Source organism: Patescibacteria group bacterium, assembly GCA_026397045.1.
Classification (GTDB): Bacteria; Patescibacteriota; Saccharimonadia; order CAILAD01; family BJGX01; genus JAPLVO01.
Window position 1 is genome coordinate 51,589 of sequence record JAPLVO010000012.1, and the last position, 17,117, is coordinate 68,705.

At 47.5% G+C, this 17,117-nt stretch carries 11 protein-coding genes; all 11 read left to right on the plus strand.

What is annotated here, in order from left to right:
* Positions 1 to 109 precede the first annotated feature (109 nt).
* The 11 genes from greA (at position 110) to prfB (ending at position 17,110) form a co-directional block, all read left to right on the plus strand.
* Positions 110 to 574, plus strand: a complete 465-nt coding sequence (gene greA / locus NT111_02460) for a transcription elongation factor GreA (GenBank protein ID MCX6804851.1) — start codon at positions 110 to 112, stop codon at positions 572 to 574.
* Positions 575 to 624: 50 nt separating this feature from the next.
* Positions 625 to 2,184: a lysine--tRNA ligase gene (lysS, locus tag NT111_02465; protein MCX6804852.1), complete on the plus strand. Its 1,560-nt coding sequence runs from the start codon at positions 625 to 627 to the stop codon at positions 2,182 to 2,184.
* Between the two features lie 12 nt (positions 2,185 to 2,196).
* The gene (serS, locus tag NT111_02470; GenBank protein MCX6804853.1) at positions 2,197 to 3,483 is read left to right on the plus strand and encodes a serine--tRNA ligase; all 1,287 of its coding nucleotides are present in this window, start codon (positions 2,197 to 2,199) and stop codon (positions 3,481 to 3,483) included.
* A gap of 18 nt (positions 3,484 to 3,501) precedes the next feature.
* Complete coding sequence (gene raiA, locus NT111_02475) at positions 3,502 to 3,858, plus strand: ribosome-associated translation inhibitor RaiA (GenBank protein MCX6804854.1); 357 nt, start codon at positions 3,502 to 3,504, stop codon at positions 3,856 to 3,858.
* A 27-nt stretch (positions 3,859 to 3,885) separates the two neighbouring features.
* Positions 3,886 to 6,480 carry a preprotein translocase subunit SecA gene (secA, locus tag NT111_02480; GenBank protein ID MCX6804855.1) on the plus strand — a complete coding sequence of 865 codons (2,595 nt, stop codon included), beginning with the start codon at positions 3,886 to 3,888 and terminating at the stop codon, positions 6,478 to 6,480.
* 67 nt (positions 6,481 to 6,547) lie between these two features.
* Positions 6,548 to 6,874 carry a hypothetical protein gene (locus NT111_02485; GenBank protein MCX6804856.1) on the plus strand — a complete coding sequence of 109 codons (327 nt, stop codon included), beginning with the start codon at positions 6,548 to 6,550 and terminating at the stop codon, positions 6,872 to 6,874.
* Between the two features lie 12 nt (positions 6,875 to 6,886).
* Positions 6,887 to 12,094 carry a hypothetical protein gene (locus NT111_02490; GenBank protein ID MCX6804857.1) on the plus strand — a complete coding sequence of 1,736 codons (5,208 nt, stop codon included), beginning with the start codon at positions 6,887 to 6,889 and terminating at the stop codon, positions 12,092 to 12,094.
* Between the two features lie 112 nt (positions 12,095 to 12,206).
* A complete protein-coding gene (locus tag NT111_02495; protein ID MCX6804858.1) occupies positions 12,207 to 12,794 on the plus strand; it encodes a hypothetical protein in 588 nt (195 codons plus the stop codon).
* Positions 12,795 to 13,472: 678 nt separating this feature from the next.
* On the plus strand, positions 13,473 to 13,958 hold the full coding sequence (locus NT111_02500) for a hypothetical protein (protein MCX6804859.1): 486 nt from the start codon (positions 13,473 to 13,475) through the stop codon (positions 13,956 to 13,958).
* Positions 13,959 to 14,228: 270 nt separating this feature from the next.
* Entirely contained in the window at positions 14,229 to 15,953 is a 1,725-nt protein-coding gene (locus NT111_02505) for a hypothetical protein (GenBank protein ID MCX6804860.1), read from the plus strand.
* A gap of 71 nt (positions 15,954 to 16,024) precedes the next feature.
* Positions 16,025 to 17,110: a peptide chain release factor 2 gene (prfB, locus tag NT111_02510; protein ID MCX6804861.1), complete on the plus strand. Its 1,086-nt coding sequence runs from the start codon at positions 16,025 to 16,027 to the stop codon at positions 17,108 to 17,110.
* The last annotated feature ends 7 nt before the right edge of the window (positions 17,111 to 17,117 follow it).

Here is a 17,117-nt window from a genome sequence, read left to right on the forward strand (position 1 = left end):
AAAAACAAACAACTAAGAATTATGGTTGATTTGCCCTAGATTTAAATCACGCCTCATGGCGAGTTTTTCTTTTTAGAGGCTAGTATATTTAGAGAGGTACACCAATACAATGTCCAAACAAAATGATTTTTATTTAACTAAAGAAGGCCTTGCAGAGCTTCAGGCCGAGCTTGATAACCTTAAAACTACCAAGCGCAAAGAAGTTGCTAATGCCCTTAAAGAGGCTAAAGAATTCGGCGACCTCAGCGAAAATACTGATTGGGATGATGCCAAATCTCGGCAGCTCTTTATCGAAGGCCGTATTTCGGAGCTTGATAATATTCTAAAGCACGCTAAAGTAATAGAAAAATCTAACACTAGCTCCGTGGTTGTAGGCTCTACCGTAGAGGTAGAACTCGAAAATGATCACCATACATTCAGGATTGTCGGCTCCACAGAGGCCAATCCAGATAAGGGTAAGATTTCCGACGAGTCTCCTATCGGTAAGGCCCTTATGGGCAAGAAAATAGGCGAACACGCAGAGGTCCAAATTCCTGCTGGCTCAATCACCTACCGAATACTAGATGTCAAATAGGTTCCTGGCGCCTTAGCTTGTTGGCCCATAGTCGGGTATAATTAAAAACTATGAACGATAATAACCAGAGTAACTATTGGCTAGATATATTAATATCAAGGATAATCACGGCCCACCCAACAGGCGAGCTGATTGTATCTAGTGGTATATCTCCATCGGGTCCGTATCATGTTGGTCATGGCCGAGAGATACTCACAGCCGACTCAATTTATCGCGGGTTGCGCGAGGCTGGAAGGCAAGTCCGGCACTTGCACTTCGTGGACGCCCACGATACCCTGCGCAAACGCTACCCATATCTCCCAGAATCATACGAACAAGAAGCCGGCAAGCCACTATACAAAGTCCCGGCACCAGATGGTAAATCTGAAAATTATGCTAAGCAGTACTTTTCAGATTATCAAAAGAGCGCTAAAAAGCTGGGGATTGAAATGGAGATAATCTGGACCAACGAACTCTATGAATCTGGTGTATTTTCAGATGCCATTGGGCTTTGCCTTAGAAAGCGCGACGAAATCGCCAAGATTCTTTTTGATATTAGTGGTCGGGAAGTATCAGAAGATTGGCAGCCTATTCAGATTCTCGATCAATCAACAGGCAAGCTCAATACCGCTAAGTTTATAGGTTACGACCATGACACCCAAAAAGCTCATTACTTAGGGGAAGATCAAAATGAATATTTCGCAGATGCCAGCAAGGGCCAGATTAAGCTGGATTGGCGGCTAGATTGGACAGCTCGCTGGAAACTCTATGGCGTTATGATCGAGGGTTTTGGAAGGGAGCATGCCACTAAAGGGGGAAGCTATGATACTGGGGTGGTTTTAGCCAAAGAAATATTTGCTATCGATGCGCCAATACCCGTGCCCTATGACACAATCAACCTCAAAGGGGAGTCTAAAAAGATGAGCTCCTCTCTTGGTAATTTAGTAAGCCTGATAGATTCTCTAGAAATTATTCCGCCAGAGGTGCTCAGATACTTCACTTTCAAGAGCCGCCCCGAAAAGCAGCTTGGCTTCGACCCCGGGCTGGGCCTCTATACATTAATGGATGAATACGCCAAAACTGAATCAGCCACCTTAGCAGGCGAAGAGCCAGCTTTTAAGCGAGCCTGGCAGATAGCCAGCTTATCTGGCGATCAGCATGTTGTTAGCACTGTGCCCTTCTCTCATATCGTGACCCTCTACCAGACTGCCAGAGGAGAAGCTGTTGTTATTCTGGAGATGCTCGAGCGCACTGGCCATAAGGCTGCCGTACAGACCCAATCTGAATCCATACTGCGCGAATTAAAGTATGTCAAGAATTGGATAGATCGTTATGCCCCGGAAAATATTAAATTTGAAATACAAAAGAAGCTGCCAGAACTTGAAATTAGTAAGGCTCAACATCAGTTCTTGGCTGGGTTACTCGATAAAATTAAGCCTTCATCCATGCAGGCCGATGAAATCCACAAGGCAGTTTATGACAGCGCTATGGCATCTGATTTGAAGCCAGCTGAAGCATTTAAGCTTATTTATAGGCTATTTTTAAATAAAGACCAGGGGCCGAAAGTTGGCTTTTTCCTTTCTAGCCTAGACAAAGACTTCGTATTAAATAGAATTGCACTAAAAGGGTAGTATAATTAAGCTATGTTAGACATACGATTTATCAGAAAAGATCCAGAGGCCGTTAAGCAAAATGCAATAAATAAGGGCTACGAAATCGATATTGCGTCCATCCTTGATTTGGATGAGAACCGTCGAGATCTTATTCTTAAAACCGAAACTCTGCGCGAGCGGCGCAACGACTTGTCTAAATCTAAAGACCAAACTTCAGATACAATCTCTGAAGCCAAGGCTATTCGAACAGAATTGGCTGGGTTAGAGAGCGAATTGGCCGTCATCGAGGAAAAATTGAACTTAAAGCTCAGAGTAGTACCAAATATGGCGCTCAAAGAAGTCCCTATCGGAAAATCAGAAAACGATAATGTCGTCCTAAAGACAGTCGGGACTAAGCCTGAATTTGATTTCAAGCCTAAAAGCGATGAAGAGCTTGGCGAATTACACGGCTTTATTGACAAGCAGAGGGCTGCAAAAGTGGCTGGGGCCAGATTCGCCTATCTAAAAGGTAAAATTGTTCGGTTGCAGTTTTCCCTCATCGAAATGGTGATGGATATACTAACCGACGAAATAGTCATTAAAGAAATAATCAAAACGCAGGGCCTTAATATAAAGCCCACTCCATTTGTACCAGTGCTGCCACCATACTTAATAAAAACCGAGCCATATATGGCATCCGGAAGGCTCGATAGCGAAGAAGTCACCTATAAGCTAGAAAACGACGAACTTTGGCTAAATGCAAGTGCTGAGCATAGCTTGTGTACTATGTATATGAATGAAAAAATCTCTCATAAGGATCTGCCCATAAGAATGCTTGGCTATTCCACTAGCTTCCGGCGCGAAGCCGGCAGCTATGGTAAAGACAGTGAAGGGCTATTTAGGATGCATCAATTCGATAAGCTCGAAATGGAAATATTTTCAACAGCTGACACCGGCCAAGAAGAACATAAGCTTCTGGTAGCGCTTCAAGAGTATTTATTGCAGCAATTGGAATTGCCTTATCAGGTAATACAAAAATGTTCAGCCGATATTGGTAGGCCAAATGCCCAAGGGGTTGATATCGATACCTGGGTCCCTACCCAAAACAAATATCGCGAAACTCACACTGCTGACTACATGACAGACTACCAGGCAAGGAGCTTGAATACCAAAGTGAAGCTCGAAAGCGGCGAGTCCGAGTTCGTTCACACCAACGATGCCACGGCCTTTGCAATGGGCCGGATATTAAAAGCTATCCTGGAGAACTTCCAACAGGCTGATGGTAGAATCAAATTACCAAAAGCCTTGGCGAAGTATTTTGGAGCCAATGAACTTTAATTAATAAAGGAGGTCCTCATGATAAAGATCCAGCTAACAGGGCGTAAATTTGAGATTGAACCAGAAATCAAGAAGTATGTCGAGCGAAAGCTCGGAGGATTAGATAAATATTTGCCTCGCGGCCATATCAACCAGGGCATGAGCGTAGAAATATTAAAGGACCCATCAGGCAAGGAAGATAATCGCTATAAGGTCATCGCCGTTCTAAAAGTGCAGGGGCCAGATCTAGTGGCCGAGACTGCCACCATAAACCCACATTCGGCCATTGATATCGTGGAACAAAAGTTAAAAATCCAAATACGGAAGTATAAGGAAAAGCAAAAACCTCGTCGCATCGGCATTAAAGAGCTGTTTGATAAAATCAGATCGCACTAACCAAGCGACTCCTGTATAATATAAATTATGTCATTTATAACCAAAATATTTGGTGACCCAAACGAGCGGGAAATCAAAAAAGATCGATTAATAGTCGATAAGATTAATGCCTTAGAAGCTAATACCAAAGCCCTGACTGATAAGCAGCTAACAGCCAAGACGGCTGAGTTTAAAAAGAGGCTTGGCAAACAGGAAACTCTGGATGATATCCTACCAGAAGCCTTTGCTGTAGTTCGTGAGGCTTCAAGGCGCCGGCTAGGCCAAAGACACTTCGATGTACAGCTCATCGGCGGGATTGTTTTGCATGAAGGTAAAATCGCCGAAATGCGTACTGGAGAGGGCAAGACCTTGGTTGCAACGCTAGCTTTGTATCTAAATGCCCTGGAAGGCAAGGGCGCTCATTTGGTTACCGTTAACGACTATTTGGCCAGGATCGGTGTAGGCTGGATGGGTGAAATATATCATTCTTTGGGGCTTTCTTCGGCCGTTGTTTTGCCACAGGGAGCATTTTTGTTCGATCCAGACTTCAGCGACGAGTCCCACCACGATCCACGCCTATGGCACCTTAGGCCTATCACCAAGCAAGAGGCTTATCGAGCCGATATCACTTATGGCACAAATAACGAGTATGGTTTTGATTACTTGCGCGATAATATGGTTTCGGATTTAGATCAATGTTCACAGCGAAAGCTAAACTATGCGATAGTCGACGAAGTAGATTCTATCTTGATAGATGAAGCCCGTACGCCACTTATTATTTCTCAGCCCGCAGGCAAAAGCACTGAGCGATATCAGTCTTTCGCTAAGCTCGCTACCAAACTCAAGCGGGATACAGATTACACCGTAGATGAAAAACAGAAGGCCGTGAGCCTAACCCCCAAAGGCATCACCCAGATAGAAGTCGATCTAGGTGTGGAAAATGTCTACGATGCCGAGCACATCGAATATGTACACCACATCGAGCAGAGTCTTAAGGCCGAGGCTTTATTCGTGAAAGACAAAGATTATGTGGTTAGTGAGGGCGAGATAGTTATTGTCGATGAGTTCACCGGTAGGCTATTGGCAGGCCGTCGCTACTCGGAGGGTCTACACCAGGCTATTGAAGCCAAAGAAGGCGTGATTGTCCAGGCAGAATCCCAGACCTTAGCCACGATCACCTTCCAGAATTACTTCAGGCTTTACGGTAAGCTATCTGGGATGACAGGTACTGCCCAGACCGAGGCCGAAGAGTTCGCAAAAATATACAAGCTCGAAGTTACCCGAATTCCTACCCATAGGACCATGATAAGAACCGACCTCAAAGACCGTATTTATAAATCCGAGGCTACCAAGTTTGCTGCTGTAGTTGAGGAAGTCAGGGTTAGGATCGCTAAAGGTCAGCCCGTACTGCTGGGTACTTCTAGTATTGAAAAGAACGAAATAATGAGCCAGCTACTATCTAAGGCGGGTATCGCCCATGAGCTACTAAATGCCAAAAACAATGAGAGAGAAGCCGAAATTGTGGCTTTGGCGGGCCAGCAAAAGTCTGTCACCTTGGCCACCAACATCGCAGGCCGCGGGACCGATATAGTGCTAGGCGAAGGAGTCAAGGAGCTAGGTGGGCTGCATGTAATAGGCACAGAGCGCCATGAATCTAGGCGCATTGATAATCAGCTCCGGGGTAGGGCTGGGCGGCAGGGCGATCCAGGATCGAGCCAGTTTTTTGTTAGTGTTGAGGATGATCTTATGCGAATATTTGGTGGAGAACGAATTGGCTCACTGATGTCAGGCTTGAATTTGCCAGACGACATGCCAATAGAGAATAGTGTTATATCTAAGTCGCTCGAAACAGCTCAAAAACGAGTTGAGGGCCAGAACTTCGATGCCCGTAAGCATTTGGTGGAATACGATGATGTAATGAACTCCCAGCGCGAGATCATCTATGCCAAGCGCCGCAAGTACCTGGAGGGCAAGGACCTCAGAGCCGAAGCAGAGTCCATGTACTCGCAGGAGTTTGGCGATATCGTGAGCGCTAACACCAATCCCAAGACAGGCTCTGTGGATCTGGTTCAAGTTCAGGCATCGGCAGCTATGATTAGCCCCTTGCCAGACGATTGGTCCAGCAAAATTGATACCAAAGTCCCGGATCTGATCACCAAAGACCTTGTGGCGAGAGTCGGAAATATCCTCGATCAGCGCGGAAAGGATGTCGGTGAAGATGTCCTGGCAGTTATCCTTAGGCTAGTTTTTTTAAGAACCATCGACAGTGCTTGGCTCGATCACCTCGAGACAATGGATCATCTGCGCGAGGGAATTGGTTTGCGCGGCTACGGCCAGCGCGACCCTCTTGTCGAATACAAGGCAGAGGCATTTGGGCTATTTACCAGGCTCCAGGCCTCGATTATTTCTGAAGTAGTTACCACTTTGCCGAAGGTAGATATACGCAAGCAGCCGGAGCATGCCGAGGCCGTTGATACCGAAATAACCTCAGGAGCCGAGATGGCTAATGCCAACATGGAGAGTTCCATTAAAAAACAATCTCAAGCGGGTAATGTCAGGACTCAAATAAAGCGCCCCATCAGGCAGCCCGAATTAAAGCCTATGCGTAAAAAATCTAAAAACAAGAAAAAAAGGCGTAAATAGCTCCTGATAGCTATTGATTATTTATAAGGTATTTAGTATTATAAACATAACTACTTAAGGAGGGTTAATGAAAGATAAAACTAAGGATAGGGTAAGTTCGGTTCAGCTCGAGATCTTCGCAGAAAACTTACTCGAAGAAAAGCCCCTCTATAATATCGACGAAGAAACTATTGTCCAGATGAGAGAGGACCTGGTAGATAGACTTGTCCAGGTTACCAATAAAACCATAGTCGAAAACATCCCTGCCGAAAAACTATTTGATTTTGAGAAGCTTATCGATTCCTCACCCAAACCTTCCGAAATCCAGGCTTTTATCGAAGATAATGTTCCAGAGTTGGCACCAAAACTCACTGAAGCCTACTTTAATTTCCGTAAAATATACTTAGGTTTGTAAGGTATAAGTATTTTGCCTAATAAACTCTCATCCCCCAGCCCCTCATATTCCAGCCCCTTATCTCCAAGTCCTTATGAGGGTCTCACCGGAAAATCTAAAGTTGGCAGCACGCCTTCACTTGACGGTATTACCCCTACAGCTCTGGGCAATCCCGACGGCAGCGATCTTGCAGGATCAACATCAGAAAAGCGACCAGGGAGGCCACGGAAAGAACCAGCGAGGAGTTCTGATATAAAACGAATGCCCGAATGGAAGAATACCAACAAGTCCTCTACAGCCAGCCGTTCTTCTGCAGACGAACCCACGCCTCAGCGCAGTAAGCCAGAAGCTCCTGCACCTCAACCCAAAAAGCAAGAAGCTCTTGCACCCGAACCTGCCCCTGCACCCAGCCAGCCAGAAGCTCCCGCCCAGGCCGAACAGTCAGCTTCACCGCAGCTCCAAGCGCTGACGGAGCCAAGCCCAAGGGCTGATGAGACGATAGATGATTATTACCAGCGGCTATTCGGCTTGAGTTTTGAAGAGGCCCAGGACCGTAAAGGGGATACAAATCTTTTGAGCCCGCAGCAGAAGGGTGCCTTGACAAGAGAACGCAACAGGCTCGATAAACATCTCCGCAGCCTAGACTCACAAGACAGCGATCTACCAGCTGCGGAAACCAAAAGGCTGCAAGACCTTAATTTCGTGCTGGAAAATGCGCAGCCATTTGAACCTGGGAACAACGATGATCCGAATCTCAGATGGCGACTCCCCAGCCTCGCATCCGATAAAATGACGGTTCCTGATGCAACCTCCGAAACTAACGCCCCGACGCCAACTATCCTTGATCCGCTTACAGTAGCTGACGCTCTAGAAAGCCCGTATACAAGCCTCATAGAATCACTTAGCTTAGAGCTCGACAGCAGTGAAACCGTCGTCATTGCGGGCCAATCATACAATAAAGGCGATACCGTGTTCTATACTTCAGGTGCAGGCAATGAGGGTGAATATTTCGTTTTGACAAATACGATTGCAGACCCCCCAGGGTTGGTTTTGCAAAATGTGGAAACGGAACTTGTTTTTGCAATTTCTGGCGATACGGACCCTGCTATGCTCCGCCCCGGCTCGATTGCTAGTCCTGCTGTAGCGCCCACAGGCGAACCTGCGCTAAATTTCAGGCCATACGACGAAACCGATCCGGTCCTGGGTGGCGGCATGGATTCGGAAACCTATAGATTTGATGATATCAAAGATCCAGCCAAGCCTCCTACTGAGGGCCCCATCGATAATCCTCCACAGGAACCAGTTGAAGAGCCTGAGCCTCCTTCGCCGTCCCCAGACCAAGGGCCTATCATATTGTACTCATTGGACACCACTGAAACAGACAAGGCCTTGTCCTTATTGAAAGCAGATGAGCAGGTAGATAAAGAGCTTCAGGAAATTCGAAAGGAACTGTTTGAGCCAAAAAACCCATCAGACAGCAGATTCGCAAGGCTGGTTCAGACAGCAGCAAAAGGGGTTAGATCGACATTTCGTCATCCAATTAAGGCTTTTAAATATATAGCCAGAAGCACAGTAACCAGAGAAGCCACCCGGCAGAGATACGCGAAAGGGCACCTAGAAGCCTCCGAAGGAGTCGATTTCCACGACGCTTTAGCTGGGGATGTGGCTAAGCGATTAGACCTTGGGGAGGACTTCTTGCAAAATGGCGAAAGACTGCTCGGCGAAGACAACTCTGAAGTCAGAGCAGTTAAGGACGCTTTGAATGTAGTTTTTCAGCAGGGTATTGAAGGAACTACAGACAGGGATTCCACACTCAATGACGCCAGGCGTATATTGGCAGAAGCCCCCTGGCTAAAAGGAGGTTCCGATCAAGAAGTCCACATGCTTAAAAATCTTGAAGAGATGTACGATAGGATAACCATCGCCGTCGAGCACGAATCTGGGCTTGCCGCTATCGATGCCGCCTATCAGCTTAAAGGTGGCGAAGTCACACTTGGCGTAAACTCCGAAGCCCACAAGACAGCCACAGATAGAATTATGGAAAAACTCACCAATAGTCGGTTCAAAGCCTTGATAGTAAATGAGGCAACAATAGCTATAGCAGTAGGAGTAGTTGTTAATACGGCAGGTTACCTGGCTCGTAGCAAAGGATCTAGGTATGTCGCGGGGGCGCTGGTAGGTGGTCCTGTCGGTATCGCCTTAGTTGCAGGCTCAGCTGGTTTGTTTGCCGCGGCGAGAGAACGCACCACCTTGCGCCAAGAGCGGGCCTTAAGAATGTATCAGATAGCCTCGGGCCAATCCGAAGTAGCCAATGACAGCGATACGGCTCCTCGATCTACCGAAGTCGATGCCTCACTCTACGAAATGGTATCTGCCAGAGATGTACTCGATGACTTCTCCAGATTAACACCGGATGATCCGGCGACCTTATCATCATCCGAGGCCAGAGAAATTCTAGCAAGTTTGGTTGCCCTCAGAACCAATCAGAGTATCGGCGACGAATCTTCGATAGATCTAATAAAGTATTCCTCCGAGGACATGATTGAGTCCGAAAAGTCGTTATTGATGGTGGCTAGAGCCGAAGCTGAAATATTACTCAGAAATTACTATTCCAACCATCCAGATGAATTGCCAAATATTGCAGGCAGAAATTTTGATGAAAAAATCGCTGCACTTACGGAACTATCCAAGGCGGACTTAAGCTCTAATGAGATAACCGACAGAGACAAAGTTTTCGGTAAGCTAACCAGGAAGCGGGCATTTATGAGGGGTCTTGCTACTGCTGGCTTCGCAGGTGCTGGTAGCTATATATCGGCACAGATGAGCGAGCATTTTAGCCATCAAATTGATGGTAAAACTGTTACAGCAGGCAATCTGGCCAATGACCCCACCACCTATAGTTTTAAGGGGGACACAATAAATATGCCTAAAGGGTATACGATACAAGGCACCTCGATTCTGGATGGAAATGGCAAACATATTGTGGACGGGCTAGTGCCGAAGGCCGATGGCGGGTTATCGCCAGAAAGTATCGCGCTACTAGATGCTAAGGGAATAGGGGTCGAGCAAACAGTCGTGATGCATGATTTTGTATCTACCAGAGAGGTGTCTTACGATGAGTTTGTTAGGCTTAAACCCGAAAGGTTCCAGCAAATTTCAAGAGAAGTATGGAAAAATAACGACACAACTAGATTTGATCTTAATGAGCTTAGGGGGGATTTCAAACTTTCCGAAAATGGCGATATAGTTGTAGCCACCAACCGGCTCACCGACACGGGCTCGTTTGGCCAGGGCGAAAGCGTGGCGGCACATTCCGAGCAGCTAGCGGGGCGGCTTAAAATATTAATGACACCAGATAAGGGCAACCAGAGCTCGGCAGTTGTCCTAGATGTCTCCCCCGATGGTACAACCGTAATACCTAAGGGTTCGGATCTTTATAACTTATTTAAGGTAGATCCAACTGCCACTGGTATTGGTCAAGTTAAGCTGGATTCGGGGTTTTTAGAAATAGCAACCCCGGGTGGACCAACCGCCGATGGATCCCAAAGCTTTCAAATACTTGCTACTCAGGTCGGTAATAACCCTCCTGGCACTGTATTAATAACAGAAAATATCAGTACGCCAGTGTACCAAACTACTCTGCTTGTTCCAAAAGAGACCTATATTCCAGGCAGCGACTTCCGAGCGCCTTTTATACCTATCGCAGCGCCATTGCCTCGTAGGCCATTAGACGAAGTTATCCCTCGTGGTGTCCATGAACCATATTTGGAGTCTCCATATTTTGGATATCAGTCTGGCGAGTTTAGCCCTGAAGACGAAGATCGGATACATAGGCGTTTCTCAGAACGGTTACGCAATAATCCCGATGCTGTACTTGATCCTCGAGAGGAGATTGAGGGCTATTTAGCTGGTATGGATCCGGAGCGCAGAGAAGCGCTGGAAGATTTAGCCGAGCAGACCGAGGCTATGAGTAATACTTGCGAAATAGCTGTAGCAATCCCGGTTAATGGTGCTCAGGAAGGTAAGAATATTTACAAAACATTACAATGGTATTCTAAACAACTAGATACAGAAGGTAACCCTCTAGATCCTGGGAAATTTGAGATTGTGTTGTTTGTAAATAAGCCTACCGACTTAGAGTGGGATGAAACATTAAGCGAAATTGAAAGATTTAAGTCCCAATATCCGAATGTTCCGATCAGGGTGATTCAACGAGAGTATCCACCCGAGCAAGCAAGAATAGGTAGAATTAGGAGAGACATGACCGACTTAACACTCTTGCGCCAGAGTAGACGCACGGTCGATCAGGATTTAGTCGTGGTTAGTAACGATGCTGATTGCAAAGGTTTGGGCGCTTCCTACATAGCAACAATACTAGAACAAACCGAGGTACAGGCCGCCGATGGTCTGTCGGGGCGCTTAGAATGGGACCCCACTACAAATATAGAGTCCCCGTTGTATCATATGGGCGTTAAGTTCATGCAGATGCTCGATCTTATCGATAGACATCCGTCGCCAGGCTCGGGGAGGCAGGCTAGGTATCGTTACCCTGGCGCTAACTTCGCATTTAAAGCTTCAATGTATGCTGGCGTTGGTGGATACGATGAGGGTAGCGTTAAGGCCGAAGATGTCGTGCTTGGGAGGACAATTAAGATGGCCCGCCGTGGCTCTGATAAGTTTACTGGAGTTGGATTTTATGGAGGGGACAATGTTGTTTATACTGATTCCAGACGAGGTATAACTGTTTTCAACCAGGGATATCCGCCAGCAGCTCAATGGTCGAAGCTCAGCTTTGGACCTAAGGATGCCGCTCGCGAAGGAGCGGAGATAGAGGATGGTATAAATTACGATCTACTTTTAAGCGAAGAGCCCAGGCTGATTAATAAAACTCGCCAAAAAAGAGCACGAAGGCTATTTGAAGCTGAGCTATCGAGGTTTATAGAACAAACACTTGAGGAGTATCGCATTATATCCGACAACACCACCTACCATGAAGGCATGCGTATGCCAACTGATGTAGAAATAGCTGGTAGGGCGGTGGAGGCCATGCGAATAGATGCGACTATAGAGGTTTCGAACGGTGAAGTAAGAGTTTCAGTTGTTGATGCTTCTAAGCTATATAGCTACCTCCGCGGTTATCGTAAATCTGGATTGCGCAATTATATGGCCCGAACTGATCTCGGAAGAGTTTTTTCTGGCGGAATCAATGAAGTCTTCCCCGATCTTGAAGCTGCGGCTTAAACACAAGCTTTATCCTAACAAAACTATTGACAAAATGCTTATTTTATAGTATCTTTGCAAATGATTCCCGTAAATCGCGGGAGTAGTAGTTTTTTAGAAAGGAGGGCCAGTGATGGCCCGTACGTCAAAAGAAGTCGATGCTCTCCTAGGAGAGCTAGAAGACGCGGCAGCGCGTCATCATAGTGCACTGCTTGCGCAGTGCGCCGTGGACGACGAGGTTGAAAGGAGGTTCGACCGAGTTTTGAGTCTCTACGAGAGGCTCACCGCTAGGATCGGGGGGCTGGCCGACCAGCACGATGCCACCGTACAGCGTGTTAACCGGCTTGAAAAAAGGGTTGACACGCTCAGCAACCCTCTTTTTACGCTGCTGATTGGGGTGGCGGCTGTGGCTGGCTGGCTTTTCCTCAGCCTGTGGATCAAGTCCACAGTTGGCAACAACGCCCGGGTGTGGATGGACGGCCAAGAAATTCTTTGGCGGGACCACCCGCAGTTTGATGCATTAACGGGCAATATCATCGGTGGAGGCGTAGCCTTCATAGTTGGTATGACCGTAGTTTGCTTGATCATCGATTTGATGAGTAACAGCAATCCGCAACCAAAACGCCAAAACCCGCCTGCCGTGGCGGTGGAGGAAGAACAGGTTCAACAGCCTGTCCGGGCCTTGCCCAGTCCGGCCAACGCCGGCCAGCTTAACCCGTGAACGGCACTGGTGCGTGCAGGGGGATTTATCCCTCCGCACGCACCACAACTTTTTGAACCAACTGCATTGTTATCAGGTCTATAGGACAACCTGGTGGCAAGTAGGTGTTTCTAAAACACATTTTCCAATGTCCCCTTGCTCTCGAAAGGAGCTAGTACCATGACATCAAAGAAGAGAACCCTGTTTGGGGTTATGGGTGGTTTTATCTTCGTTTTGTTTTTCCTGTTGTTCCTTTTAGGGGGCAATGGGCAGGCAACGCCTACAACAACCACCACCACAACGGTATTGCCGGGGGAGTGCACCAGCCAGGTGCATTACTTCCGGCACGACTTGCCAGCCGAAGTGAACCATTTCGGCCCGGCTGCGCCGGACGGTGATGTCCAGCAGGTCCTTGCGGACCTACACAACCGGATCTGCGTCGATCCGGCGCTGACGATGGCACTCCGTCAGTACTCTGATCGCCAGTATACCTCTCCGGAGGAACGACTGGCGATCACTGAAGGGCTCGTAGCCAACCGAGAGGCTTGGGCATTAAATGTCCTTGCTATCGAGGGCCGCCAGGCCACGGCCGTGAAGGTGGAGATTGTGAAGATGAGCGAGCCTTACCGCACGCTCTACATGGTCAACACCCCTATCCCCGGTATCTACCAAGATGCCGTGGACCGGCCGGAGTATCGTGTGCTTAGATTCACCTACGCCGATGGTTATGTCGATAACTACAAGCTCGATTGCGGGTATCAACCCGTCGAGCCTGTTTTTGCCGGCATTCCAGGCCCGCCGCCGACAACGGCGCCAGGAAAAGGTGGAAAGGTCACGCCAAGTGGCCCAAACCCACCACCGCCTGGCCCGCCACCGACAACGGCACCGCCGACCACGGCACCACCGACCACTTGCCCGCCCACGGTGTGCAAAGGGCCGGATACCGCCCCCGCAGCCTGCATCGACAATGTCGGTGTAAGCTGTACTGGGATTCCGGGGTCAGGTGGCTCCCCCGGCAACGGTGGAGCAATCAACCACGGAAATGATGGCTATTCGCCATCAGATCCGCCGCCGCCCACCTGGGTGGCACCGGCGCCGGTGCCAACTTCGGTGGTGGCTCTGCCATCGACAACGGCACCGCCACCACCGACCCAGAACCTCAGTCCGGGAGATATCCCGGGCTGAGAACCCGGTGGCTGAGGGGTAAAACCCTCAGCCACCAACCCAAATTTCAAACTTGAACTCAGCTTGAGGGCTATCTGAGTTCAGGGTTGAATCCCTGCTAAAAAGCTAATGGTATAAATAGTATTGACATATCTAACAAAAAGTGGTATTATTCATTACCGTACATAGCCTTTGATCATTGAAAGCCAAATATCGCTAGAACTATCATTCCTGACAGAACCGTCCCTATAAATATTATTTAATTAATCTTGTTTTAAAAGGAGTAAACTTATGAAACTTAAAGCATTTGCAAAATTGGCAATACTTTCCGCAGCTATAGTGGCTGCTGTAATTGCGCCAATAACCGCAATAGCTGGATATGAGCCTGCCAACAGGCCCACTAAGACCTACGCTGGTCCTAGTACTCCAGCTTTTGACTACCCAGTATTTAATTCTTGGGTTAACACACCAAATTATGGTGATGAGCGAGCATTTTTTGACGCTGGCAATCAGACAAGCGGACCTTATAAAGATCAGCTTGCTGTAGCTCCGGGCCAAGAAATCACCTTGCGTATGTATATTCACAACGGTGCGGCCCCAGGGCTTAATGGCACCAATTTAAATGGTCCAGGTGTTGCTAAGAACGCCCGTGTGCAAGTGTTCTTGCCTACTGCGACCTCGACTCAGCTTAGAAGCTTTGGCTATATCGTCGCCGATAATACCAACCCAGGCTGGGTAGCTGATTCAGTTGATTTCAACTCAGCTGTCCCCGTAAACATGGAATTTGTTAAGGGCTCAGCTCGATTAGCAAATGGCGCCAACCCTAACGGTGTTGTGCTTCCAGATAGCATCGTGAATACCAACAACCAATTTAATGCCAACAGCCCTTCGGCTCCAATTGGCTATCAGACCATGAACGGTCTATTCCCAGGATGTTTCGAATTTGATGCCTTCGTAACCTTGAAGGTTAAGATCAACGGCCCTAGTCTTGCAGTTCAGAAAAAGGTAACCACTCCTGGCTCAACAAACTGGCAAGAAAACCTTGATGTTAATTTCAACGATTCGAGTTCTACCCCTACCACTAGTTGGTTGGTGGAGTACAAGAATACCGGAACAACCATGATCACTAATGGTGTGGTACGAGACACCTTGCCTGCTAATTTGAAATTAGTTCCAGGCTCAGTGATGAACTTCGATGGTAACCACCCGCAAGGTATTGCAGTCGCCGATAATGGCCTGTTTGCAGGCGGTGTGGGCGTGGGTAATATCGCTGCAGGCTCTAACGGCTTCTTCCGATTTAGAACAACCGTAGCAACCCCTTTTACCCCGAAAGAATGTGGAACCAAGAAGATAGTAAACACTGCACAGGCCGAAGCATCGGGTGTGGCAGTTATAAATGACACTGCTAGCGTAACAGCCACTAAAGATACTAACTGCGAAGTGCCTTCGGGCTTAATTTGTAAGAATCTTGATGTGACACTTTCGCCAGCAGATGCGATACTACCAAATAAGCCTACTTTTGTAGGCACATCCGAGAAATCTGGTGCCGGTGCAATCAGCCCTTCAAAATATGAATATCATATTTCTAAGGTTACTGGCGAAACTGCAGTACCAATGCCTAATAGCCCAGTAGTGAGTGAATCTACCGAATTGACAAACACTGTCAAGGAAGCATATACATTCACTGAGGCTGGCGACTATAGGGTAGAGCTGAAGGTATTTGACAAGGAAGGTAAGCAGATCCAATCTGCCCCAGCTTGTAGCAAGAACTTTACATTAAGTGATGTTCCAGTACCTCCAGTACCTCCAGTACCTCCAGAACCACCAGTTCCTCCAGTTCCTCCAGTACCTTCAGTGAATCCGACTACTCCTGCTGTGGCTACTTTGCCAGAGACAGGTGTCGAGGCCGGTCTTGTAGGTGTGATAGGTTCTAGCGCGATGGCTATCGGTGCTCTAAAGTATCGAAAAAGCAGGAAGGATGTCATTGACGCCCTTTCCAAGGCTAGTAAACGCTAAAAACTAAATAATAAAAAAGACCTCTCAGGAGGTCTTTTTTATTATCTGGCAATAAAGGCTATAATAGAATAATGAAACAAATCTACGAACAATTATTAGAGCTGCAAAGCAAAATCGATGAAGCAATTAGCAAGCTTGGCTTGGATCAAGATAGGCTTAAGCTAGCTGAATTAGAAAAAGATATGTCTGATCCGAATCTGTGGAATGATCAATCTAGGGCCGAAACTATAACCAAACAATCGGCTGGGCTAAAGCAGTATTTGGCTAGCTGGGATGATATCAGTAGTGATATCAAAACCACCATTGAATTGCTGGAGGTCTCAGACGATAGCGAGCAGGCCGAATACCAGGCCATAGCAGACGATATATCAAGACGAGCCGAAAAGCTACTTATCACAGTAAAGCTAAGCGGAAAGCACGATAAGTATCCTGCCATCATGCAGCTCTCGGCTGGGGTTGGAGGAACAGATGCCGCCGACTGGACAGCGATGCTAGAGCGAATGTACTTGAGATTCGCTGAAGTATCTGGGCTGAGTGCCGAATTACTAGACGAAAGCGTGGGGGATGAGGCTGGCATAAAAAGCGCTACTATTCGCTTTAGTGGGCCGTTTGCTTATGGTAAGTTGCGATCCGAGAAGGGCGTTCACCGGCTAGTTAGGCTAAGTCCGTTTAATTCGGGCAACTTGCGTCAGACTTCCTTTGCTTTGGTTGATGTAATACCCGAGCTTGCCGAATCAGAAGTTAAAATCGCAGATAAAGACCTCAAGATTGATACCTACCGTAGTAGCGGGAATGGCGGCCAGAGTGTTAACACCACCGATAGTGCGGTGCGCATAACGCACATTCCCACAGGCACTGTGGTGGCGATTCAAAACGAGCGTTCGCAATTAAAAAACAAACAGCGGGCCATGAGTATTTTGGCTAGTCGTCTGGCCGAGCTAGCCCGCGTACAACGGCTTGATGACATTAGCCTGCTGAAGGGCTCAAACAAGTCGGCCGATTGGGGTAGCCAGATCCGATCCTATGTATTGCACCCTTATCAGAAGGTCAAAGACCATCGCAGCGGCTACGAGACCAGCGATACCCAATCGGTGCTGGACGGTAATATTGAGGCATTGATAGAAGCATATTTGGTTAGCCAGGTAGGTAAGGATTAGCTTTATT